The organism is Halorhabdus sp. BNX81 (assembly GCF_029229925.1).
Taxonomy (GTDB): Archaea; Halobacteriota; Halobacteria; order Halobacteriales; family Haloarculaceae; genus Halorhabdus.
In genome coordinates, this window is sequence record NZ_CP107254.1 from 1,392,704 (window position 1) to 1,412,240 (window position 19,537).

General features: G+C 63.1%; 21 protein-coding genes. 16 read left to right on the forward strand and 5 right to left on the reverse strand.

Going from position 1 to position 19,537, the window contains the following annotated elements; genetic code table 11:
• Positions 1–39: 39 nt before the first annotated feature.
• From HBNXHr_RS07005 to map, 7 genes are all read left to right on the forward strand, one after another.
• Positions 40–456: a hypothetical protein gene (locus HBNXHr_RS07005; RefSeq protein ID WP_008525277.1), complete on the forward strand. Its 417-nt coding sequence runs from the start codon at positions 40–42 to the stop codon at positions 454–456.
• Positions 457–534: 78 nt separating this feature from the next.
• A complete protein-coding gene (locus HBNXHr_RS07010; RefSeq protein WP_021029663.1) occupies positions 535–1,065 on the forward strand; it encodes a DUF5815 family protein in 531 nt (176 codons plus the stop codon).
• A gap of 160 nt (positions 1,066–1,225) precedes the next feature.
• Positions 1,226–1,480, forward strand: a complete 255-nt coding sequence (locus HBNXHr_RS07015; RefSeq protein WP_008525271.1) for a hypothetical protein — start codon at positions 1,226–1,228, stop codon at positions 1,478–1,480.
• Positions 1,481–1,539: 59 nt separating this feature from the next.
• Positions 1,540–3,270, forward strand: coding sequence for a flippase activity-associated protein Agl23 (locus tag HBNXHr_RS07020; RefSeq protein ID WP_275883675.1), 1,731 nt, complete (start codon positions 1,540–1,542; stop codon positions 3,268–3,270).
• A 77-nt stretch (positions 3,271–3,347) separates the two neighbouring features.
• Positions 3,348–6,569, forward strand: a complete 3,222-nt coding sequence (gene carB, locus HBNXHr_RS07025; protein WP_275883676.1) for a carbamoyl-phosphate synthase large subunit — start codon at positions 3,348–3,350, stop codon at positions 6,567–6,569.
• Between the two features lie 7 nt (positions 6,570–6,576).
• Entirely contained in the window at positions 6,577–7,098 is a 522-nt protein-coding gene (locus tag HBNXHr_RS07030) for a hypothetical protein (RefSeq protein ID WP_275883677.1), read from the forward strand.
• Between the two features lie 58 nt (positions 7,099–7,156).
• Complete coding sequence (gene map / locus HBNXHr_RS07035) at positions 7,157–8,053, forward strand: type II methionyl aminopeptidase (RefSeq protein ID WP_275883678.1); 897 nt, start codon at positions 7,157–7,159, stop codon at positions 8,051–8,053.
• A 44-nt stretch (positions 8,054–8,097) separates the two neighbouring features.
• Here map and HBNXHr_RS07040 read toward each other — a convergent pair whose 3' ends face one another.
• Positions 8,098–8,298, reverse strand: a complete 201-nt coding sequence (locus HBNXHr_RS07040) for a hypothetical protein (protein WP_275740779.1) — start codon at positions 8,296–8,298, stop codon at positions 8,098–8,100.
• A gap of 323 nt (positions 8,299–8,621) precedes the next feature.
• On the opposite strand from HBNXHr_RS07040, the gene HBNXHr_RS07045 reads away from it, so the two are divergent.
• Positions 8,622–9,164: an HIT domain-containing protein gene (locus HBNXHr_RS07045; protein ID WP_275883679.1), complete on the forward strand. Its 543-nt coding sequence runs from the start codon at positions 8,622–8,624 to the stop codon at positions 9,162–9,164.
• Positions 9,165–9,200: 36 nt separating this feature from the next.
• Here the strand turns inward: HBNXHr_RS07045 and HBNXHr_RS07050 are convergent, their stop codons facing one another.
• On the reverse strand, positions 9,201–9,344 hold the full coding sequence (locus HBNXHr_RS07050) for a hypothetical protein (protein ID WP_275740782.1): 144 nt from the start codon (positions 9,342–9,344) through the stop codon (positions 9,201–9,203).
• 121 nt (positions 9,345–9,465) lie between these two features.
• On the opposite strand from HBNXHr_RS07050, the gene HBNXHr_RS07055 reads away from it, so the two are divergent.
• The 3 genes from HBNXHr_RS07055 (at position 9,466) to HBNXHr_RS07065 (ending at position 12,907) form a co-directional block, all read left to right on the forward strand.
• Positions 9,466–10,407 carry a cation diffusion facilitator family transporter gene (locus HBNXHr_RS07055; protein WP_275883680.1) on the forward strand — a complete coding sequence of 314 codons (942 nt, stop codon included), beginning with the start codon at positions 9,466–9,468 and terminating at the stop codon, positions 10,405–10,407.
• 275 nt (positions 10,408–10,682) lie between these two features.
• The gene (locus tag HBNXHr_RS07060; RefSeq protein WP_275883681.1) at positions 10,683–11,450 is read left to right on the forward strand and encodes an SDR family oxidoreductase; all 768 of its coding nucleotides are present in this window, start codon (positions 10,683–10,685) and stop codon (positions 11,448–11,450) included.
• Between the two features lie 74 nt (positions 11,451–11,524).
• The gene (locus HBNXHr_RS07065) at positions 11,525–12,907 is read left to right on the forward strand and encodes a phosphoglucomutase/phosphomannomutase family protein (protein WP_275883682.1); all 1,383 of its coding nucleotides are present in this window, start codon (positions 11,525–11,527) and stop codon (positions 12,905–12,907) included.
• A 38-nt stretch (positions 12,908–12,945) separates the two neighbouring features.
• Here the strand turns inward: HBNXHr_RS07065 and HBNXHr_RS07070 are convergent, their stop codons facing one another.
• Positions 12,946–13,392, reverse strand: a complete 447-nt coding sequence (locus HBNXHr_RS07070; RefSeq protein ID WP_275740790.1) for a metal-dependent transcriptional regulator — start codon at positions 13,390–13,392, stop codon at positions 12,946–12,948.
• A gap of 170 nt (positions 13,393–13,562) precedes the next feature.
• Between HBNXHr_RS07070 and HBNXHr_RS07075 the strand changes: the two genes are divergently transcribed.
• The 3 genes from HBNXHr_RS07075 (at position 13,563) to HBNXHr_RS07085 (ending at position 16,156) form a co-directional block, all read left to right on the forward strand.
• Positions 13,563–14,552, forward strand: coding sequence for a 5-methyltetrahydropteroyltriglutamate--homocysteine methyltransferase (locus HBNXHr_RS07075; protein ID WP_275883683.1), 990 nt, complete (start codon positions 13,563–13,565; stop codon positions 14,550–14,552).
• Positions 14,549–15,601, forward strand: a complete 1,053-nt coding sequence (locus tag HBNXHr_RS07080) for a methionine synthase (RefSeq protein WP_012795146.1) — start codon at positions 14,549–14,551, stop codon at positions 15,599–15,601. Before HBNXHr_RS07075 ends, HBNXHr_RS07080 begins: the two co-directional genes overlap by 4 nt.
• Positions 15,602–15,715: 114 nt before the next feature.
• Positions 15,716–16,156 (forward strand): hypothetical protein, encoded by a 441-nt coding sequence (locus HBNXHr_RS07085; protein WP_012795147.1) that lies wholly within the window; start codon positions 15,716–15,718, stop codon positions 16,154–16,156.
• Positions 16,157–16,176: 20 nt separating this feature from the next.
• Here HBNXHr_RS07085 and HBNXHr_RS07090 read toward each other — a convergent pair whose 3' ends face one another.
• Both HBNXHr_RS07090 and HBNXHr_RS07095 read right to left on the reverse strand, forming a co-directional pair.
• The gene (locus tag HBNXHr_RS07090) at positions 16,177–16,650 is read right to left on the reverse strand and encodes an NUDIX hydrolase (RefSeq protein ID WP_275883684.1); all 474 of its coding nucleotides are present in this window, start codon (positions 16,648–16,650) and stop codon (positions 16,177–16,179) included.
• Positions 16,651–16,729: 79 nt separating this feature from the next.
• On the reverse strand, positions 16,730–17,701 hold the full coding sequence (locus tag HBNXHr_RS07095; RefSeq protein ID WP_275883685.1) for a transcription initiation factor IIB: 972 nt from the start codon (positions 17,699–17,701) through the stop codon (positions 16,730–16,732).
• A 170-nt stretch (positions 17,702–17,871) separates the two neighbouring features.
• On the opposite strand from HBNXHr_RS07095, the gene gatC reads away from it, so the two are divergent.
• Positions 17,872–18,150, forward strand: coding sequence for an Asp-tRNA(Asn)/Glu-tRNA(Gln) amidotransferase subunit GatC (gene gatC, locus HBNXHr_RS07100; RefSeq protein WP_275740801.1), 279 nt, complete (start codon positions 17,872–17,874; stop codon positions 18,148–18,150).
• On the forward strand, positions 18,147–19,457 hold the full coding sequence (gatA, locus tag HBNXHr_RS07105) for an Asp-tRNA(Asn)/Glu-tRNA(Gln) amidotransferase subunit GatA (RefSeq protein ID WP_275883686.1): 1,311 nt from the start codon (positions 18,147–18,149) through the stop codon (positions 19,455–19,457). Before gatC ends, gatA begins: the two co-directional genes overlap by 4 nt.
• Positions 19,458–19,537: the final 80 nt, after the last annotated feature.

Below are 19,537 nucleotides of genomic sequence, written 5' to 3' on the forward strand. Positions count from 1 at the left end.
ATCGACACCGTTTTGCTCGCCACGCCAATTTTTCAGGACATGGACGCCGACGCCGATGGAGAGATGACGCTCGCGTTCGATCTCGACGCATTGCAGCACCTGGCACATCCGGACGCGGTATTCACCGATGCTCGCCAGTGGAGCAAGTACGTGGGTATCGTCTCCGATGAGCCGACCTACGTCGTGACGAACTTCGCCCGGAAACACCGGATTCGACAGGATTTCTTCTCCGGGCCACGCGGACGAGCCGAGAGCTTCGAGACGATCAAAGACCAGTTCGACACCCCGCGGTACGTCTACGTCGGGACCGACGACGCGGCTGCGGAGGCCGCCACAGCCAACGGCTGGGAATACCTCGACGTGGAAGCCGCTGCCGACGCTGCGGAGTGGACACTCGGTGACCCAGAGGTGCCTTCGGCGGCGGACGAATCCGAAACGCGCGACGACTGGCCCTGAACGATCGACGCGTTTTCGCGCAGTCGAATCCCTTCGGGTACCGCGTCGTTTAACCACCCGGACGCGCAATCTCCGCCGATGGCTACCCCCCGCGTGCCGAGCGACGAAGACCGCCTGGAACTCCCGTGTGGCGAGACCGTGGACGTCCACACCTTCGACATGGGCCGTCGTGAATTCGCGTGTCAGTGCGGCGAAACCCACGCGCTCGTCATGGACATCCACCCGCTGACACGGTTCTTGCCGACGTTTCTCGTCGACACTCTCTCCGAGACGGTCGAACCGAGCGGGGACGCCGACGAATTCGGAACCCCCCACCTCATGGGCATCGTCCTGGAGGAGTTTCCCGACGACGTGGTCGCGAAGGATGTCGAGGACGACGGCGCGATCGGTTGTGGCCTGTTGTGGGTGACGGACTTCGACTCGCGTCGCCTCCACGAAATCGTGGTGGAACTCGTCGTCGAACTTATGGAACACGCGATCAGCCACGCCGAAGATGAGACCGCCCGGGACGCCTTCGAGGAGGACATGCGCGAGTTCGACGTGGCTGCGTTCGTCGACGCCTACCGGGCTGACCGCGACTTCGATGGCGAACGCGACACACCAGTCTGACTGGTTCTGGGTCGAGTTCGTCCCCGGCGCTGGAGGTCTGTGTCGTCTGACCGGCGTGTGTGACACGGCCGGCGTCGATTCCGTCTGTGTGACGAGTTACTCCGCTACTGTCCCCCGAATAGACGCCAAGGGCCGTCAGACGCTAGTCTGACGGTGTTTAATGGTGTTCGGGGACGTTTGTCAGACCATGCTGCGTCACGGCGAGTTCGAGCGGATCCGCGCCGTGCTTCGGGAGTCGGATCTCGACGAACCCCTCACCGCGCGTGAGATCCACGACGTGCTGGAGGCCCACGATGAGTCCTTCGAGAGCCCCCACGAGATCGCGACCGTGCTCGGCCGTCACGCCGAGACCGGCGCGGTCGAAGTGATCCGCGGCCACCCCTACCGGTATCGATTCGACGACCGCGGGCAATGAGGTCTCACGCGTAATTCTCGACCACAACTGGTTTGAAACGACCCGGCGTGGCTCCGTTTGTGAATCGTGTCATCGATCGGCTGGGGCTGAAAGAACCGCGGCGAGCGCTCGCTCTTGTCGTGCTCGCCGCACTTGTTGCCCGACTTATCGCTCTGGACGTCCGGGTCGCCCACTGGGACGAGGCGCGGGTCGGGTACTGGATCCTCCACACTGCCGACACGGGATGGTGGGAGTACCGGCCGATCATCCACGGCCCGTTCGTCCAGCACGTCACGCGCTGGACCTTCGCCGTTGCGGGCGTCTCGGACTTCACGATGCGACTGCCGGTAGCTCTGATCGGGTCGGCGCTCCCGGCGACGGCCCTGCTGTTCCGGTCGCGTTTGCGCGATGTCGAAACCATCGCGCTCGGTGTCATTCTCGCGGCGAATCCACTCCTCCTCTACTACTCGCGGTTCATGCGCAGCGACCTGCCGCTGGCCGCATTCGCCTTCGTCACGCTCGGTGCGATCGTGGCCGCGATCGATACGGATCGGCGGCGCTACCTTCACCTCGCTGCGATCGCGTTCGCGCTCGCACTGACGACCAAGGAGAATGCGGTCCTCTATCCCGTCTCGTGGCTCGGGGCCGGCACGCTGGTTGTTCTCTCCCGGTTGGCCGCGGATCACTACGATGGGGGTGATCCGATCGCGACCCTGCGAAGTTGGGTGACAGCGACCCGGCGGCGCGCGTGGGCCTGGCGACGGACGCTCCTTGCGCTTCCGTTTGAGATTCTCGCCGTAGTCGCGTTCTTCTATGCGCCGCGCTCGCCCGAGGCTGACGCCGGCCTCTTCAGTGCGCTTGCCGACCCGACGTTGCTCCCCGGCGTCCTGGGGCAGGCGACGGTCGGCGCGACTGGTGAACTCATGGACCTCTGGCTGTCGCCCAGCGTCCGTGGCCACGCCTACGCCCCGTATCTCGCGCACTTTCTGGTAGTTCTGGCCATGGCTTCGGCCGGCACTGCGGTGCTTGCAGTCCTGGCAGTTCGTTGGCAGCCTCGTCCCCTGGTAACGTTCTGTGGCTGGTGGGCGCTGTCGGGGGTTGTCGGCTACCCGTACGTCGCTGACATCAAAGCGCCGTGGCTCGCGATTCACGTCGTCGTTGCGCTTGCGATCCCGGCGGCTGTCGGGCTACTCGCCGTCGTCGAGCGGTTCCGGGCGGCCCGCATCGAGCGCCGTCAGCTTGCATCGGTCGGATTGGCGCTGCTCCTCGTTTTTTCGGGCGTATTCGCCGTCGCTTCGGCGGGATTCACGACATACCACCAGCCACCCGACGGCTTCAACGTCGTCGCACAGAGCGGTCAGCCGGGCGGGGATATTCGCCCAGTTCTCCAAGACATCCGTGCGGTGGCAGGCCACAACGATGGAACCGATGTCCTCTACTACGGGAACCTCTCGTTCAGGGACGAGACGTGGGCGAACCACCCCCCCGCGCCCAGCGACTGGTTCAACCGATTGCCGATACCGTGGTACACCGAGCGGGCCAACGCCACCGTCGATAGTGTTGAGACCGCCGAGGGACTCCCCACGAACCCGCCGCCGGTCGTGATCGCCGAAGGCCGCGATCGGGCGGAACTCGCGGCTGCGCTTGACGGATATGCGGTCCGCGAGGAGGCGATTTTGATCCGCGGCGGGCGACGGACCATCGAGGTGTTCGGGTTCGAATACCACCTCGGCGGGAAAACGTTCGCCTTTTTCATCGACCGTGACGCCCTCGAAGCCGCCACAGCCGGCCGTGATAGCGCGCCCCCGTGATACGATATTCGAAATCAAACTTCGAGGATCGTAACCTTTCGCCGGGTTTATTACGATGAGCGAACTCCGAATGCACAATGACAGCTGAGGACCAACCGACGATTCTGCTGATCGGGAGCGGCCCGATCAAGATCGGCCAGGCCGCGGAGTTCGACTACTCCGGCGCACAGGCGTGTCGCGCGCTCCAGGAAGAGGGCGCGCGTGTCGTCCTGGTCAACTCGAACCCGGCGACGATCATGACCGACCCGGAGATGGCCGACAAGGTTTATCTCGAACCCATCAACACGGAGGCCATCGCCGAGATCATCCGCAAGGAACAGCCCGACGGCGTCATCGCCGGGCTTGGCGGCCAGACCGGCCTGAACGTGACCGCTGAGCTTGCTGAAGAGGGTGTCCTCGACGAGCACGATGTCGACGTCATGGGCACCCCCCTGGACACCATCTACGCGACGGAGGATCGCGAGCAGTTCCGAAAGCGCATGGAGAAGATCGACGAGCCGGTCCCCGCCTCGACGACGATCAAGAGCATGGACGAGGTCGAGGCGGCCGTCGAGGAAGTCGGCGGGCTCCCCGTCATCATGCGGACGACCTATACGCTCGGTGGCGCTGGCTCGGGCGTCATCGACGACATGGACGAACTCAAGGAAGCCACACGCAAGGGGCTGCGGCTCTCCCGGGACGACCGCGTGATGATCACCGAGTCCATCGACGGCTGGATCGAACTCGAGTACGAGGTGATGCGCGACGCCGATGACTCCTGTATCATCATCTGCAACATGGAAAATCTCGATCCGATGGGGATCCACACCGGGGAGTCGATGGTCGTCACGCCCTCTCAGGTCATCCCCGACGAGGGCCACCAGGAGATGCGCGACACGGCGCTGAAAGTGATCCGGGAACTCGAGATCCACGGCGGCTGTAACATCCAGTTCGCCTGGCGCGACGACGGGTCGCCCGGCGGCGAGTACCGCGTCGTCGAGGTCAACCCTCGCGTCTCTCGCTCGTCGGCACTCGCATCGAAAGCGACGGGCTACCCGATCGCCCGCGTGACCGCGAAGGTCGCGATGGGCAAGCGCCTCCACGAAATCGAAAACGAGATCACCGGCGAGACCACCGCGGCCTTCGAACCGGCCATCGACTACGTCGTCACGAAAGTTCCCAGGTGGCCGATCGACAAGTTCCAGGACGTCGACTTCGAACTCGGCCCGGCGATGAAGTCGACCGGCGAGGCGATGTCCATCGGCCGGACCTTCGAGGAGTCACTGCTGAAGGCGCTGCGCTCGACGGAGTACGATCCGGCGGTCAACTGGGCCGAGATTGACGACGACGACCTCGAATCGGAGTATCTCGTCCGCCCGTCGCCCGATCGGCCCTACGCGATGTTCGAGGCCTTCGAACGCGGCTATTCGGTCCAAGAGGTCTCGGAACTGACCGAGATCCGCGAGTGGTACGTACAGCGATACAAGCGGATCGCCGACGCCGCCGAGGCCGCCAGTGCGGGCGAACTCGATATCGCGGCCGAGGCCGGGTTCACCAACCACGAGGTCGCGACGCTCGCCAGCGGCGGGGCCTTCGAGGACACCCACGCCTCCTGGCTGCCGGATCGCCTGCTCGACGAGCGGGGTGTGGTCAGCGACGACAGTGAAGCGACGCCACAGACCGACGGCGGCGGCGTTTCCGTCGCGGACGTCGAAGACGCCGCGCCGGCCCGGTCGTTCAAACAGGTCGACACCTGTGCCGGCGAGTTCGAGGCCTCGACGCCGTACTACTACTCCGCGCGGGAACCCCTCTCGGGACTCGAACGTAACGAAGTCCAGGTCGATCCGGATATCGAGAGCGTCGTGGTCGTCGGCGGCGGCCCGATCCGGATCGGGCAGGGCGTCGAGTTCGACTACTGTTCGGTCCACGCCGTCCGGGCCCTCGAAGAGATCGGCATCGACGCCCACGTCGTCAACAACAACCCCGAGACGGTCTCGACGGACTACGACACCTCGGATGGCCTGTTCTTCGAGCCGATCACCGCCGAAGAGGTCGCCGACGTGGTCGAGGAGACCGGGGCCGACGGCGTGATGGTCCAGTTCGGCGGTCAGACGTCGGTCGACATCGGCCATCCCCTGGAGGCCGAACTAGAACGCCGTGACCTCGACTGTGAGGTCATGGGGACCTCGGTCGACGCGATGGACCTCGCGGAGGATCGCGACCGGTTCAACCGACTCATGGACGACCTCGGTATCGCCCAGGCGGAGGGTGGCACGGCGACCAGCGAAACCGAAGCGCTCGAACTCGCGCGTGATATCGGCTATCCGGTGCTCGTCCGGCCGAGCTACGTGCTCGGCGGGCGTGCGATGGAGGTCGTCTACAACGACGACGACCTCAAGACGTACATCGAGGAGGCCGTCCGGGTGAGTCCGGACAAGCCGATCCTCGTCGACGACTTCCTCGCGGACGCCATCGAACTCGACGTCGACGCCGTGGCCGACGGCGAGGATATTCTCATCGGCGGCATCATGGAACACGTCGAGACCGCCGGCGTCCACTCCGGCGACTCGGCGTGTATGATCCCGCCCCGCAGCGGCGAGATCGAGGACGTCATGCCCCGGATCCGCGAGGTGACCGAACAGATCGCCGGCGCCTTAGAGACGGTCGGGTTGATGAACGTTCAGCTCGCGGTCCGGGACGGCGAGGTGTACGTCCTCGAAGCGAACCCGCGCTCCTCCCGGACGGTCCCGTTCGTCTCGAAGGCGACGGGCGTCCCGATCGCCAAGCTGGCTGCGAAAGTAATGGCGGGTGCGAATCTCGACGAACTCGACGTCGCCGAGCAACAGCCCGAGCAGGTCAGTGTCAAGGAAGTCGTGCTTCCGTTCGACCGGCTTCCCGGTTCGGATCCGCGTCTCGGCCCCGAGATGAAATCCACGGGCGAGGTCATGGGCACCGCTGGCAGCTTCGGGAAGGCCTACCAGAAGGCCCAGATGGCAGTCGACAAGCCGATTCCCCTGGCGGGAACCGCGATCGTCGATCTGCCGATCGTCGGCTTCGAGGAGCACTTCGAGACGCGTTCCCTCGATGACTACGAGTCACAGGAAGCCGTCGAGGCCGCTCTGCGCGACGGCGAGATCGACCTCGTCGTTTCGCGGAACCGAGACGTACTCGAAGTATGCGTCGAGGAATCGATCACGTATTTCTCGACGATCGCAAGCGGCAAGGCCGCCCTGGAGGCCATCGAGTCGGACGACCAGCCGCTGTCGGTCCAGGACATCGCAACGCGGCCGAAAACGACTCGGAAGTGGGGCGGAAACTAGCTGGCACATGGATCCCAGCGAACAGGCACTGGCATCGCTGCTCGATGAGGGTGAGTCCCTCGAAGAGACCTGGACAGTCGATACGATCTCCCGGGGCTTCGAGTTGGCCGCCCCCGGACTCGGCAGCCGAGAGACACTTGGCTTGACCGGCAAGCGGCTCGTCTGGCTCGACGAGGAGTTCGAAACGGTCGACCTCGAGGCCGTCGAATCGGTCGAAACGAATGCTGTCAGCCAGTCACCCACGTCGATCCTCATCGTGATCGGGGTGTTGGGGATCGTGCTCGGGACGATCGTGACGCCGCTTCTCTGGGTATTTACCTCACTCTCGATGGAACTGACGCTTGCACCGCTGGTGGTTGGGTTGCTCGCGCTCGTCCTGGGTGTTGTCGGCACCCGTCTCTGGGACCGCGAGGATGCCGAGCAACAGCATTATCTCGACGTGAAGACGATGACGGAGACGATCCAGATCTACGCCACGGAAGCGACTGTCGAGACGATCACCGAACGCATTCGATCCGAGACCGAGTGAGCCCCGGCGGCTCCCAGCGACCGGCAAACACTTGCCCCCGTCGGTCGATAGAGGGGGTATGAGCGACGTGGACCTTTCGGCCGAGAAGTACGAGAAACACAGACAGGCAGGAAAGATCTTGGCAGAAGTACGCGACGAGGCCGCCGATCGCGTCGAAGTCGGTGTGAGCCATCTCGAAATCGCCGAGTGGGCCGAAGACCGCATTCGGGAACTGGGCGGGAAACCGGCGTTTCCGGTCAACATCAGTGTCGATGAGGAGGCTGCGCACGCGACCCCCGGCATCGACGACGAGGCGACCTTCGGCGAGGAATTGATCAACCTCGACATCGGCGTCAGCATCGACGGGTGGCTCGCGGACACGGCCGTTACAGTCGACCTGTCGGGCCACGCCGAACTCACGGAGGCCTCTGCCGAAGCTCTCGAGGCAGCCCTCGAGATCGTCGAACCGGGCGTCGAGACTGGCGAGATCGGGCGGGTCGTCGAGGAGGCCATCGACGGGTACGGCTTCAACCCGGTCGTCAATCTCACTGGGCATGGACTCGGCCAGTACGAACAGCACACCGAACCCAACATCCCCAACCGGGCGGTCTCCCAGAGTGCAACGCTGTCGGCCGGCGACGTCGTCGCCATCGAACCGTTCGCCACCGATGGGGCCGGCAAGGTCCGGGAGGGCAGCGACGAGGAGATCTTCGCACTCGACCGGGAGGGGTCGGTTCGCGACCGGCGTGCGCGCCAGGCACTCGAACAGATCACCGAGGAGTTCAAGACCCTGCCCTTCGCAACGCGGTGGCTCGACGTCAAACGGCCGTCGATGGCACTCAAACGCCTGAAGCGCAACGACATCGTTCACGGCTATCCCGTCCTCAAGGAGGAAGATGGAAAATACGTCAGCCAGAAGGAACACACGATCATCGTGACCGAGGACGGGTGTGAGGTCACGACCCGGAGCCGGTAGGTCGCCGCGAGACGGACGAGTACAGTCGGCCGAGCGGGGAGTCCTCAGGCGTCGTTCATCCGGCGTTCGGTTCGCTGCCCGCAGGATCGACAGACAGACACCCGATACGGTTCCCGGGAGTAGGCGGCGTTGTCCGAGGCCTCGTTTTCGGTCAGCAACGTGATCGAGACGTCGTGTGGGTGTTCGCCACGACAGGAGGAGCAGTACTCGACGCGGGTATTTGTCGCCTGATTGGCGGTCGCCATAGAGGAGAGAAGTCGGCAGGTACCTTTTAATTGGAGAGTCGTTCGTACTGTTCAGCGGCTGTCGGGGGACCAATTTGGGTGTCACGGCCCAAAATCCTCCTAACGCGGCTATTGAGCGTTCTACGCTCGTTTCATGGGATAAAAACAGTCCGAAAACGGCCGATAGATATTTATATTTGGGTTAACGAAGCGAGGTCGCTTCCAATTTTGAGACCGTCAACCGCAACCGATCGAATCCGTCTCCGCTCAATTCGGTATTTCGACGCGAGTCGACGATACTCCCCTCGGAAGCTTCTTTGGACCCCAGCGGCGAGTGTCCCAGCATGGATCAGGTCTTCGCCCCGTGGCGCATCGAGTGGGTCGAACGCGCGGAGAAGAACCCCGACGTCGATGAGTGTATCTTCTGTGAACTCCCCGCGTGGGACGACGATCGGGAGCACCGCCTCCTCGCCGAGAACGACCACGCCTACGTTCTTCTCAACAACTACCCGTACAATCCCGGTCACGCGATGGTGATCCCGCGCGCACACGCCGGGGCCTACGGCGACCTCGACGACGCACAACTCCTGGATCACGCCCACCTCAAACAGCGAACGATCGACGCCATGGACGCCGCCTTCGACCCCGACGGCTACAACGTCGGGCTGAATCTCGGCGGTAGCGCGGCCGGCGGGTCGATCGACGACCACCTCCACACCCACGTCGTCCCGCGCTGGTCGGGCGACAACAACTTCATGGCGGTGATCTCCGACACGAAAGTCATCGTCGAGGCACTTGAGGACTCTTACGACCGACTCCACGACGCCTTTGCCGATCAACCCGGGGCAACCGTCTCCGATCCGGACGACGCCGTCTCCTTTTCGTGATCCGATTCGCCCGACAGCAATTCACGCCGCTGTCGATCACAGTCCCTGGTCGGTGAACCGACCCTCTTGCTCGTAGATGGTCACCAACTCCGTGAGGAACTCCTCGATCGTTTCGTCGTCTTCGAGATGTGGCTCGATCCGTTCGACCAGTTCGTCGTCGAGCTCGATCGTGTGTGGCATTATATACCGTACATGCTATTGACTCTTATAGATGCCGACCGGGTGGCTAACGGCTGTCAGTCAGTCTTGCCTGGATGCAAACACGAAGTCACTTTAGGCCCGGATCACCAACTCACGATCGATGACTCGTCGCAGGACGCTCCGGCGTGTCGGATTACTGTTGTTCGGAGCGAACCTGGCACTCTTCCTGTCAAAAGGCGTGGTCGCCGTCGAGACGGGGAGTCTCGCCGTCCAGTCCGAAGCGATCAACAGTCTCGCCGACACCGTGTATTCGCTGGTGATCGTCGGCGGGCTGTACCTCACGACGCGGCCGCCCGACTTCGAGCATCCCCATGGCCACGAACGGATCGAGCCGTTCGTCTCGTTGTTCGTTGCGGCCGGTATCTTCCTGGCCGGCGGCGCGGTGATCTACCAGTCCGGAACGGCTTTGCTTGCCGGTGACATCGAACCGTTACGGAGTCCAGCCGCCGTCGGCATCCTCGTGCTCACCATCGCCGCGAAACTCGCGCTCTATCGATACTGTCTGACTGTCGGGCGAACCTGGCAGTCCCCGGCACTGGTCGCGACGGCTCTCGATAATCGAAACGACGTGCTGACAGCCGGGGCTGCACTGGTCGGCGTCATCGGGGCAGCCGTCGGGGCACCGATTCTCGACCCGCTCGCTGCACTCGTGGTGGCCCTCGGGATCCTCCATACCGGCGTCGAGGTCGTCCGGGACAACGTCAACTACCTCGTCGGCGCGGCCCCGCCTGACGAACTCCGCAAAGAAATCCTCCAGACGGCGCTGGACCATCCGGACGTCGAGGGTGCCCACGATGTGATCGCCCATTATGTCGGTCCGGAAATCGACGTCAGCCTTCACGTCGAGGTCGAAGGCGATCGAACGCTCCGGGAGGCCCACGACATCGAATCGGCCGTCGTCACATCCGTCGAAGCCCTCCCGCAAGTCGACGACGCGTTCGTCCACGTCGATCCGCGGGAACTCGGCGAGTGGAAGGCTGACGAGGAGGTCGAGCAGTTCGTGGATCCAACGCCCGACGATGGCGAGACAGATTCGAGATGAGTGGATAGCTACACGAGGCCGCGGGATACGCTGACACGAAACCACCACACTCAGTGCCTACCGTCCGTTCTGCGGTTCGATACGGGCGGACGGTGTTGACGCGGAGGCCGATATTGAGGACATTTGGGCGTATAAATCGATATGCGGCGTTGTTCTGTCTATATAATTCTATATATGCAGGCATGTGCTGGATATATTCATACGTTTGGCCGTTCTTTCGGGGAATTTGGCACAAGCCTTTTGGTGTATATCGCCGAAAATTCATACGGGGTAGTATGGCATTACTCGATAATACGGTCGCCGTGGTCACCGGCGGTTCGAGTGGTATCGGTCGGAATATCTGTGAGACGTTTGCGTCGGAAGGCGCGTCAGTAGTGAACGCTGATATCCGAGAGGAACCCCGGGAAGGTGGAGTCCCCACCCACGAGATGGTGACTGAAGCGTACGGCGTCGCGGCGACGTTCGTCGAGTGTGACGTCTCGGAGAGGGCCGACTTGGAAGCCGTTGCCGACGCGGCTGAGGATCTCGGTGGGCTCGACGTCTGGGTCAACAATGCCGGGATCTTCCGCGGTGAGGAGTTCACCGAGGTCACGGAAGCGGAGTACGATCAGTTGATGGACATCAACGTCAAGGGGACGTTCTTCGGTGCCCAGGTCGCCATCGAGCGAATGGTCGAGGACGGCGGCGGGAGCCTGATCAACCTCTCCAGCGTGGCCGGCTTGGAGGGGTCGGGTGACTTCGTCACGTACTGCTCGTCGAAGGGGGCCGTCAGACTGATGACCTACTCGCTGGCGGACAAGTACGGGCCGGACGGCGTCCGCGTCAACGCCATCCACCCGGGCGTCATCGAGACGGAGATGGTAACCGACGACGTGCCGATCATCGGCGGCGAGAGCGAGGACGCGTTCCGCCAGCAAATCCCCTCCCGACGGTTCGGCAAGCCGGAAGACATCGGCAACGCAGCGCTCTTTCTCGCCAGCGACATGAGCGACTACGTCAACGGGGAGTCACTGGTCGTCGATGGCGGCCAGACGAACACCTGACGGGTTCCATCCGCCGCGTCGGGTGCCGAACCGCGGACCAGCCGTTTTTTAGGGACCGCGAGATTGGTGAGTACATGGACGAGGCGATCGAGTTCGGTACTGACGGCTGGCGCGCAGAGCTTTCGGAGTTTACCACACCACGGGTTCGAATGGTCGCACAGGGGATCGCGGACTATCTCCGTGAGGAGGCCGACCGCGCGGGCCATACCGTGGCTGTCGGCTACGACGCCCGGGAAACGTCACCCGGGTTCGCGGCGGACGTGACGGAAGTGCTGACGTCGAACGGGTTCAACGTGCTCCTTTCGGAGCGTGACTGCCCGACGCCGGTGACAGCGTATACAATCGTCAACCAGAACCTCGCAGGGGCAGTTGCGATCACGGCCTCGCATAACCCGCCGGAGTACAACGGCATCAAGTTCATCCCGGACGACGGTGCGCCCGCACTCCCGGAAGTGACCGAGGCGATCGAATCCCATCTGCGTGAGCCTGATCCGTTACCGGCCGAAGAGCACGGTGTCTATCGCGAAGACGATTTCATCGAACCGTATCAGGAGAATGCGTTCATGCTGACGAACGCCAATCTGAATGACCTGACAGTTGTCTACGACGCGATGCACGGGAGTGGTCGCGGCGTGACCGACGAGCTGCTCGAACTGGCCGGAGCGGATGTCCACAAGCGGCGTTGTGAGTACGATCCGACGTTCGGCGGTTCCCCACCCGAACCATCCGCTGAAAACCTCGAGGGACTCGTTGAAGCCGTCGAGGAACACGACGCGGATATCGGCATCGCCAACGACGGCGACGCGGACCGGATCGCCGTAGTTACGCCCGAACGCGGCTTCCTCAACGAGAATCTCTTTTTCGCCGCGCTGTACGATTATCTGCTCGAATACAACGACGGCCCGGCGGTTCGATCCGTCTCGACGACGTTCCTGATCGACCGGATCGCCGAGGCCCACGGTGAGGAAGTTTACGAGACGCCGGTCGGGTTCAAGTGGGTCGCCCAGGCGATGGGAGAACACGACGCGCTGATCGGCGGCGAGGAGAGCGGCGGGTTCTCGATCCGTGATCACGTCCGCGAGAAGGACGGTGTGTTGATCGGACTGCTCGCCGCGGTGATGACAGCCGAACGCCCGATCGACGAGCGAGTCGACGACATTCTCGACACCCACGGCGAGATCTACCAGGATCGACGGAGCATCGACTGCCCGGACGCTCGCAAGGAACCCGTCGTCGCGGCACTCGAATCACAACTTCCCGACACCGTCGCCGGCGTCGCCGTCGAACGCGTCAACGACGCTGACGGGTTCAAGATCCTGTTAGAAGACGGCTCGTGGCTGCTCGTTCGGCCCAGCGGGACCGAGCCGAAACTTCGGGTCTACGCCGAATCGGACAGTCAGGAACGGATCGAAACGCTGCTGGCTGCGGGCGTCGACCTGGTCGAGCCGCTGGTCTGACGACGCACTTCGGCTTACCGGGTGGGGCCTCGCGGACGTCAGGCTTCGACGTCGAGATGGCGGCAGTGTTTTGCCTCGGCATCGTAGCAGTCCGGACACTCGGGCCGTCGCTCGACGTACCGGGTTAACCGGGCTGCAACGTCGTCGCTAAGGGCGTGTTCGAGCCGGCAGGCCTCGTCATGGAACCCCTCAGTCACGTCCAACCCCTCGACGAGGAACCGCTCGATCAGGCAGTGTTTGGCGAGGAGATCCCTGGCCTGTTCAGCCCCGGCCTCGGTGAGTTCAGCGCCGCGTCGCTTCTGATATTCGAGGAGGCCCTGATCTTGCAGCCGCGAGAGCATCTGCGTGACACTGGGTGGTGAGACGCCGAGTCGATCGGCGATGGCCCCGGTCCGGGCCGGATCACCGTCCCGCGAGAGGAGGTAGATCTCCTTGAGATACATTTCCACGCTCTCGCTCGTGGCGGACTCGCTGTGGTGACTCACAATTACCAGTATTACATGACGAGCCAAGAAATACTCACCGCTCCCCACAACCACGTTACCCGAGGGCGGCCCACAGTATCGCTCAGGTTCGACCGATTCACGGATATATTACTACTGGACATTTTCATGAATAGGAAATATTAAGCCTCGTCATTTCCTACCCCGGTGTAATGACACAGGTGGTAGCTACCACGACCGGACTGTATCCCCTTCCGGACTGGGCGAAAGACGAACTGGCGAACCTGAAAGGCCACCAGCGAAGCGATCTGATCGATGGCGAGGAAGGGCCGGAGATCACCTCGGCGTACGATCAGGCGCGCGAGGACGTCATCGAGGCCCAACAGGCTGCGGGACTCGACCGGGTTGTCGAAGGACAACTCCGATGGGACGACATGCTCGCCCACCCGCTTTCGGTCCACGATGCCGTCGAGACCCGCGGGATCGTCCGGTATTACGACAACAACAACTTCTATCGCGAGCCTGTCGTCGAAGGCGAACTCACGTTCGACGGCGACGTCGGTGCGGAACTCGACGCGGCAGCCGAACTTGCCGAGGAAGGACTGCAAGCAGTGCTTCCCGGCCCGTACTCCCTGGCTGACCTGGCCACCGACGAGTACTACGGCGACGAAGCCGCCTTCCTCGACGCGATCGCGGACTTCCTCGCCGAGGAGGCCGGTGCGTTCCCCGAGGTCGAGACGCTGTTCCTGCTCGAACCGTCCCTCGTAACCGACCCGCCGGCTGACGGTGGCGAGCACGCCAGCGAGGCGATCGACACGGTCGCGGACGCGATCGACGCCGACGTCGTCGTCCAGACGTACTGGGGCGCACTCGAGGAGAAAGTCTACGCCTACCTCCTTGACGCCGATATCGATGCCGTCGGTCACGATCTCGTTTCCGATCACGAGCAGGCCATCCACAACGTCAACGAGTACGGGACGACCGACGACGTGGCGCTGGGGCTGGTCGACGGCCAGAACACACTCGTCGAGACGCCCGCGGAGATCCGCGAACGCATCGAGTGGTTCCTCGGCGAGACGACCAACGACTTCGAGACGATCTATGCGACGCCGAACACCGAGTTGCTGTATCTGCCCGACAACAAGTTCGAGGCCAAACTCGACGCACTGGCCGCAGCCACAACGGAGGCGATCGACCAATGAGCGACACACGCGAACAGTTCCGACCGGACGACCACGACAACGACCACTTCCTGCTGACGACCGTCGTCGGCTCCTACCCGAAACCGGAATGGCACGATCGCGCCCGGGAACTGTTCGAGGCCGAAGACACCGGCTTCGACGAGGACGACTGGGAAGAATCCAAAGACGATGCCTCCCGCGTCATCACCCACGAGCACGAACGCGCGGGCATCGACGTCGTCACCGACGGCGAGATGCGGCGCAACGAGATGGTCGAGTACTTCGCCCACCGGATCGACGGCTACGAGTTCAACGGCCGCGTGAAGGTCTGGGGCCACAATTACTTCGATAAGCCAAGCGTCGTCGAACCGGTCGAGTACGACCAGCAATGGCTCGTCGAGGAGTTCAAGTTCACCGACGAGGTCGCCGACGTGCCGGTGAAGGTTCCGATCACCGGGCCCTACACGCTGGCGTCCTGGAGTTTCAACGAGGCCTACGACTCGGAGGCCGAACTCGCCTACGACCTCGCGGACCTCGTCAACGAAGAGATCGAGGCCTTGGTCGAGGCCGGCGCGCGATACATCCAGATCGACGAACCCGCGCTGGCAACGACACCCGACGATCACGCGATCGTGGGAGAGGCGCTTGAACACATCGTTGAAGACGTGCCCGATGAGGTCCGCCTCGGACTGCACGTCTGTTACGGTGATTACTCGCGGATCTACCCCGAGATCCTGGAGTTCCCCGTCGAGGAGTTCGACCTCGAACTCGCCAACGGCGACTTCGAGCAGATCGGCGTGTTCAAAGAACACGAGTTCACCAAGGACTTCGCACTGGGGGTCGTCGACGTTCACGACACCGAGGTCGAATCCGTCGCCGAGATCAAGGAAAACATCAAGAAAGGACTAGAAGTCGTCCCGCCCGAGCGACTGACCGTCTCGCCGGACTGCGGCGTGAAACTTCTGCCCCGTGAGGTGGCCTACGAGAAGATGGCCAACCTCACGACCGCCGCCCGCGAGATCGAAGCCGAACTCGACGCTGGTGAAATCGACGTCCCGGCTTGCGAATGATCCCGCCGCAGTGAGTGCCGACTCGAGAACGGCCGTCCGATTGCGAACCCGATGCAGTTATTTCGCCGACCCACAGATTGAACAAGTGTCGGAGAAAACCATCATCTGTAATATATGGTCGAACAGGAGGTGAACGGCGCTACGCACACCTGGCCATATCGACCGCGGAATGTCGGTGGCACACTGCTCGCCGCTGTCCCCGTCGTGCATGTCGCGGCTCGGGCCGGCGTGGAGCCACCGGTGATCGGATTCGGGATGCTTGCCGTTGGCGGTCTTCTCGTGGTGATTTCACGGTTCGAACGAACGCTTCGGCCGTTTGCCGTCGGGATACTTCTCACCGGAATGAGCGTGTTTCTCCAGGCAAGCTTGGACGGTGCCGGTGTCGAGCGGGCAACGATCTTTCTGGGACTGTTCGGGGTCGTTCTCGTGGTCAGCGAAACGAGTCCGGTTCGTCACATCAGCCGCCGTATCAATGAACGGATCGACCCGTACGTCGAGGCTGCGGGAACTCGGCTCGGCCGCTGGCTCGCACCTCTCCTGTCCAGACTGAGTTAGGACGGGAACGGGGGACCGGATCATTCCGCTTCGACCGTCTCGATCGCCCGCTTGCCGATCTCGATCACGTCACTCGGGAGTCGGTCGCTCGCCGCGTCGAGGTCGGCCGGCGAGAACCACTCCCAGGCGTCGGCTGGCGCTTCGCCATCCCCGGGCTCAATATTTCGGCTGTCGGCTTCGCCATAGAAGATGAAGTCGACGTGCTGGTGGCCGACCTCGCCGTCGTGGACGTTGATGTCCTCAAGCAGGAAATGCTGGGGCTGGGGGATACTCTCGACCGTTGATGAGGTAATGTCCTCCTGTGGTGCGAGGAGGTCGACGTCGAGTCCGAGCTCTTCCCGGGTTTCCCGCTTCGCCGCAACGTGGGGGAGTTCGTCGCGGTCGATGTGCCCGCCGGGCGGGAGCCACATGTCCAATTTCTCGTGATCGTGTAGGGCTGTCTCGCCGTCGTGGACGACGTACACCGTCGCGACGAAATGACGCGTCGTTTCCATGGACGCCTTCGAGAACGGGCCGGAGTTGAACCTGCCGAAACTGGCGAAGGCCAAAATCAGACTGACTAGCTGACGGTCCTCAGGCCGTCCGGATGTCCTGTTTGGCTTCCAGCAGTTCGTGATACCGGTTGCGGATCGTAACCTCGGAGATGTTCGCGACCTCGCTGACCTCGTTTTGGGTCACCTTCTCGTTGGCGAGCAACGAGGCCGCGTAGATCGCAGCAGCGGCGAGGCCGACCGGGCTCTTCCCGGAGTGGACGCCCTCCTGCTTTGCGTTTTCCAGCAGGTCACGTGCGTGGCGTTCGGCCTCCTCGCTGAGTTCGAGATCCGAAGCGAATCGCGGGACGTAACTCGTCGGATCAGCGGGCTTCACTTCCAGTTTCAACTCGCGAACGACGTATCGATACGTGCGAGCGACTTCGTCTTTTTCGACCCGCGAGACGTTGTCGATCTCGTCGAGACTGCGGGGGTTGCCGGCCTGTCGGGCGGCGGCGTACAACGACGCCGTCGAGACACCCTCGATGGAGCGGCCGGGCAGGAGGTTCTCGTCCAGCGCGCGGCGATAGATGACGCTTGCCGTCTCCCGAACGTTTTCGGGCAGACCGAGCGCCGAGGCCATGCGGTCGATCTCGCCGAGTGCCTGCTTGAGGTTGCGTTCTTTCGAATCGCGGGTGCGGAAGCGCTCGTTCCAGGTGCGCAACCGCTGCATTTTCTCGCGCTGGCGGCTGGACAGGGAGTTACCGTAGGCGTCTTTGTCCTGCCAGCCGATGTTGGTCGAGAGCCCCTTGTCGTGCATCATGTTCGTCGTCGGTGCGCCGACACGGGACTTTTCGTCTTTTTCCGCAGCGTCGAAGGCCCGCCACTCCGGGCCGGGATCGATTTCGTCCTCTTCGACGACGAGGCCACACTCGCCACAGACGGTCTCGCCGCGCTCGGAATCCGTTACCAGGTTGCCACCACACTCCGGACAGACCTGTGTCTCGGTCTCCTCATCGGTGGTAGTCTCGTGCTGATTCGCTCGCTCGTGGCTTCTGAGGGTCGTATCTGACATTGGTCAATTACGTAACGGGCACGATGCCCGGAGAACGCCATCACTCGATTCACTGTATTTTCCCTGAGAACTTAAATTCTTTGGTCAGCCAAAACCTTGGTTTTGCGGAAGGATAAACGGATCCCGGGGGTTTCGAAACCCTTAGTGGCAATCCCGCACTGAGCACAGCCATGAGCGAATCGGCCGTCGATCCTGATGAGGTCGAACACGTCGCGGACCTCGCGCGAGTGAATCTGGATGACAACGAGCGCGAGCGATTCACCGAACAGTTCGCCGATATCCTCTCCTCGTTCGAGACGCTCGACGAGGTCCCCGAAGTCGACCCCGAGACCGAATTGACCAACGTCATGCGTCCCGACGAGGTCGAGGCGAGTCTCGACCAAGACAGGGCACTCGAAAACGCGCCGGAAACCGAGGACGGCTTCTTCAAAGGGCCACGTGTCTCATGAGCTACAACGCCTACATTACCGAGGAGACGATTTCCGGCGACGGGGACACCGATGGTCCACTCGCCGGCCGGACCGTCGCCGTCAAGGACAACATCTCGACGGACGGCGTCCGGACCACTGCCGGTTCGGCGATGCTCGCCGAATACGTTCCACCCTATGACGCGACCGTCGTCGAGCGACTCAAGGAGGCGGGCGCGACGATCCCCGGGAAGACCAACATGGACGAGTTCGGGATGGGGACAACGACGGAGACCTCCGCCTTCGGACCAACCGAAAATCCTGCCGCCGAGGGCCACGTTCCCGGCGGGTCCTCGGGTGGCTCGGCTGCCGCCGTCGCCGCCGGCGAGGCCGATCTCGCGCTGGGCAGCGACACGGGGGGATCGGTCCGGTGTCCGGCCGCATTCACGGGCACTGTCGGTATCAAACCCACCTACGGGCTGGTCTCGCGATACGGCCTGATCGCCTACGCCAACTCACTGGAGCAGATCGGTCCCATCGCGCCCACCGTCGAAGAAGCGGCCGAACTGCTCGAAGTCATCGCCGCTCCCGACGAAAACGACGCCACGACGCGGGCTGCTCACGAGGAAATCGATGGCGAAACCCCCGAGGACATGCGCGAGTATGCCTTCGCCGACGCAGCAGACGGCGACGTCGACGGGCTGGACATTGGTATCCCTACGGAACTACTCGACGGTGCCGACGAGGACGTCGTCGAGACGTTCTGGGACGCCATCGACGAGCTGGAATCGCTGGGCGCAAGTTACCACGAGGTCGATCTCCCCTCCGTCGAACACGCCGTCGAGGCCTACTACGTCATCGCGATGAGCGAGGCGTCCTCGAACCTCGCGCGCTTCGACGGCGTCCGCTACGGCCCGACGCCCGACTACGAGGGCAACTGGAACGAGGAGTACGCGAAGGTTCGCGAGGAAGGTTTCGGCGAGGAGGTCAAGCGCCGGATTCTGCTGGGGACATATGCGCTCTCGGCGGGCTATCACGACAAGTACTACAAGAAAGCCCAGGACGCCCGCGCGTGGGTCAAGCAAGACTTCGATTCGGCACTCGAGGAGGCGGACGTGCTCGCATCGCCAACGATGCCGGTCCCGCCGATGGAACGCGGCGAGAGCCTGGACGATCCGCTCACGATGTACCTCGCCGACGCCAACACGACGCCGGTCAACCTCGCGAACCTGCCCGCGATATCGGTGCCGGCGGGCGAGACGAGCGACGGCCTCCCGGTCGGTCTCCAGTTCGTCGGCCCCGCGTTCGGCGAGCGCGCGATCATTCGGGCCGGCAGTGCGCTGGCGTAGAACGCAGACGAGTCCCGGATGGGGCAGCGTTCCGGTAAACGCAGTTTCTGACGGCAGTGGAGGCACTCATTCTCACGGAC